Here is a 3,631-nt window from a genome sequence, read left to right as displayed (position 1 = left end):
GCCAGCGCACTTCGCTGGCGTCATGCAGGAACTGCGCATAAGCAATCCTGTCGGCAAGGCCTTCGATATGGATGTGGCGGTAGGGCCAGTTGTAGACATGCAGATAGAGGCGGTTGCCGCGCTGGGTGTAGCGGCAGCCGGCCGGCGCCGGAAAGCCGGACGGACCTGCTCCGTAGATGGAACGCCCATTGACGGCCATCCAGTTCTGATAGACCTCGAGCGCGCTGATGGCGCGCGCATCGAGCGTGCCCCGGCCGGTCGGGCCGACATTCATCAGGAGGTTGCCGCCGAGCGCGACGGAATCGATCAGCAACTGGATGATCTGTTCCGGGCTTTTCCAAGTATCTTCGTCGCGGTGATAACCCCAGGAGCCGCTGAACGTATGGCAGGCTTCCCAGAGCACCCCCTGGCTGGCGATGGCGGGGGCGACCCGCGGCGTATATTGCTCCGGCGTCGTCACGTCGGGCAGGGTGCCGGGCGGCAGATCGAGGCGGTTGTTGACGATGATGCCGGGCTGCAGCTCGCGCACCAGATCGACCAGCCGCTCGCTCTCCCAATCGCCGCGCCCCTTGCCGGGCAGGCCATGATATTCGCGCCCCGGATAGCTGAAATCGAACCAGATGATGTCGATGCGGCCGAAGCCGGTCAGAAGCTCGCGCACCTGTTCGCGCATATAGGCAGCGTAGTTGGCGATGTTACGGCCGGCATTCAGCGCCTTGGCGTCCGGATGATTGCGCAGCGGATGGTGAACGTCGATCGGGAAATCGGGATGGTGCCAGTCAAGCAGCGAATAGTAGAAGCCGATCTTCAGCCCTTCGGCACGGAAGGCGTCGACCAGCGGCGTGAGCAGATCCTTGCCACAGGGCGTGTTCGGCGCCTTGTAGTCCGTCACCTTGCTATCCCAGAGGCAGAAACCCTCGTGATGCTTGGTCGTCACGACGACATATTTCATGCCGGCGAGACGTGCCCGCCGCGCCCACTCCTTGGGACCGTAGAGATCAGGATCGAAATTGTCGAAATAGCGCTGGTAATGCTCGTCGGTCAGCTCTTCGCGGTTCTTCAACCACTCGTGCCGGGCCCCTAAGGCATAAAGACCCCAATGGATGAACATACCCAGGCGATCCTGGCTGAACCAGGCGTGTTTCTCCGCCCCTCCTAATGCCGGATTTTCCGGCTGGCGTTCCGAACTCGTCACAGGTTTCTCCTCCCTGTTTTCCGGCTCAGCATCATATCGAACCGGTTCGGTAAATGATCATCTCGCCTGATCCGATGTCTGTCAAGTCGAAATTCGCGACCACAAAATCACCAAGGCAAACCGTGTGAAACGGCTGATTTGTAGCATGAATGTTGCGCCGACCAATAAAATCGGACATAACAAAGGCATTAGAACCGGTTCGACAGACATGACCACGATACGAGACGTAGCGCGCCTTGCGGGGGTTTCCATCTCGACCGTCTCGCTCGCGCTCAACAGCCCGAAGCGGGTCGGCGCCGAGACGCTCGACCGCATTCAGCAGGCGATAAAATCGACCGGTTACCGCATCGACCCGGTGGCCCAGACGCTGGCGCGCGGACGCAGCTCGCTGATCGGTTTCGTTTCGGCCAATCTCGGCAACATGTTCTTCGGCGACATCCGTCGAGAGATCGAGCACCAGGCGCTTGATCACGGCTATTTCGTCCTGATCGCCGACTCCTCCGGCAGGGCCGATCTCGAACGGGCGCTGCTGGAGCGGCTGGAGGCGCAGAAGATCGCCGGCATTGCGCTGGCGGCAAACGGGCGCGGCGAGGAGTACGCCACGTTCCTGCGCGACTTCAAGACCCCGATCGTGATGTTCGACCAGAAGCTGGAAGGCGCCGAGCGTGATTTTGTCGGCTCCGACAACCCGCTGACCACCACCATCCTGACGGAACATTTGCTGCAACTCGGCCACAGGCGCATCGGCTTCATCTCCGGGCCGAGCGGCCTGCACACTGCCGACGAACGTCTGAAGGGTTACATGAACACGATGGCCGGCGCCGGTGTGGACATCGATCCTTCTCTGGTCGTCGAAGGCGGCTACACCAGGACGGGCGGCCATGCACAGGCGATGCGCCTCTTGACCCGCCGCGATCGGCCGACCGCCATCATCGGAGCCAACAACATGACCGGCCTCGCAGCACTGCAGGTCATGCAGGAGATGGGCTTCCGCTGCCCTGACGACGTGTCGCTGGCGATGGTCGACGACGTGCCCTGGAGCAATGTCATCACGCCTCGCATCACCATGGTGGTGCAGGATGCGCAGAAGCTGGGGGAATTAGCGGCCCAGCGCCTCCTGGCAAGAATAGCAAGCCCGGAGGCTGCCGCAGCACCCCCGCAGGATTTTATCCTGACGCCGAAGTTCGTGCGCGGGGAGTCGACCAAGCGGTTGTGAGTGCTTCTCCAGATCCGCACACCTATGCCAAAGCCGCGTCGAAAGACGCCAGCGCGGTGCCGGATTCCGCTGGTTGGCCCTTGCCCATTGAAAGGTGGCCAAATTTGTCATACATGTGTGATGAATCGTGAATTTCGCAATGCCGCGTGTTTGAACGGCATGCGGATCAAGAGCCGATGCGGGGGTCAAGCGTGGCTATGCAGATGAAGGATCGCAGCAAAGGCTCCGGGTCGCTGGTCACACAGGTCGGCGAAAGCCTCCGGCAAGCCATATTGAGCGGCCAATATTCTGTCGGCGACAAGCTTCCGAGCGAGCACGAACTGACCGAAACGCACAGCGTCAGCCGCACCGTCGTGCGTGAGGCCGTGGCAGCACTTCGCTCCGACGGGCTTGTCGAGGTGCGCCAGGGAGCGGGGATTTTCGTGCTCGGCGCCGATCCGGCGCTCTCCGCGCGGAAAGTCGACAAAGCCCGCGTCGCCTCCGATCTTGAGGTACTCGAGATCAGAACACCTGTCGAAATCGAGGCGGCGGGCCTTGCAGCCCTGCGCCGCTCCCCGGCACAGGAGGAGGCGATATTCGAATGTCATCGGAAAGTCCTCCAATGCATCGAGAGCGATCAATCCATTCGCGATGCGGATCTCGAACTCCATGCCGCGATCGCCGAAGCCACGAACAATCCGCTGTTCAGGCAGTTCCTGGAATCGCAGGGCTCGGCGATCATCCCGCAGTCGAGGCTCGTTCCGGAATCGAGGACGGCCGAACAGACCGCCTATCGAAAGCTGATCCACAGGGAGCACGAGGCAATCGTCGTCGCCATCTCAGACAGGGACGACCAGGCCGCCCGCAACGCCATGCGCGACCATCTGGTCGGCAGCCAGGCCAGGTACCGCAACCTGCTAAGAGATCTGCGAAGCTTTACGAGCTGACATCTGATCCGGAATTGCGTGGAAGTCGGACCGATTAGGTGCAGATGGCAGCAGGCGCCGGATGTGGTCCGAGGCCCTTGGCGCAAGGCCACCCTCAGTGTGGTTGTTGGCGCGAATTGTCCGCTATTTGTCCGGTGCACGCATTTTCCCCTGTCTTCAAATCGCCGAATATGACTTCATGATCAATCTGCGTGGAGCAAAAAATGTCCGGCCATGATACTGTCCTTCTCGTTATCGACGCCCAGGAGTCCTTCAGACACCGCGTTTATTGGGATGAAAACCTCGCTTCCGCCT

Annotated in this window: 3 protein-coding genes and 1 pseudogene; 3 read left to right on the top strand and 1 reads right to left on the bottom strand. The window is 61.1% G+C overall.

Annotation, left to right across the window (positions count from 1 at the left end; genetic code table 11):
* Positions 1–1,195 (bottom strand): alpha-L-fucosidase (locus FY112_RS07540; RefSeq protein ID WP_151518100.1); only part of this gene is annotated, 1,195 nt, incomplete at its 3' end.
* A gap of 208 nt (positions 1,196–1,403) precedes the next feature.
* Here FY112_RS07540 and FY112_RS07535 point away from each other — a divergent pair.
* The 3 genes and pseudogenes from FY112_RS07535 to FY112_RS07525 form a co-directional block, all read left to right on the top strand.
* Positions 1,404–2,411, top strand: a complete 1,008-nt coding sequence (locus FY112_RS07535) for a LacI family DNA-binding transcriptional regulator (RefSeq protein WP_151518095.1) — start codon at positions 1,404–1,406, stop codon at positions 2,409–2,411.
* A 176-nt stretch (positions 2,412–2,587) separates the two neighbouring features.
* Positions 2,588–3,337, top strand: a complete 750-nt coding sequence (locus tag FY112_RS07530; protein ID WP_151518094.1) for a FadR/GntR family transcriptional regulator — start codon at positions 2,588–2,590, stop codon at positions 3,335–3,337.
* A 191-nt stretch (positions 3,338–3,528) separates the two neighbouring features.
* Positions 3,529–3,631, top strand: a pseudogene (locus tag FY112_RS07525) (cysteine hydrolase); the annotation flags it as partial.

The organism is Rhizobium sp. PEPV16, assembly GCF_008919455.1.
Taxonomy (GTDB): domain Bacteria; phylum Pseudomonadota; class Alphaproteobacteria; order Rhizobiales; family Rhizobiaceae; genus Rhizobium; species Rhizobium leguminosarum_Q.
This window is presented reverse-complemented; position numbering and strand designations above follow the sequence as displayed.

Bases quoted from the DNA above. Each gene is read 5' to 3' on its own strand.
- FY112_RS07535 (WP_151518095.1), top strand. From the start codon at position 1,404: ATGACCACGATACGAGACGTAGCGCGCCTTGCGGGGGTTTCCATCTCG.
- FY112_RS07530 (WP_151518094.1), top strand. From the start codon at position 2,588: ATGCGGGGGTCAAGCGTGGCTATGCAGATGAAGGATCGCAGCAAAGGC.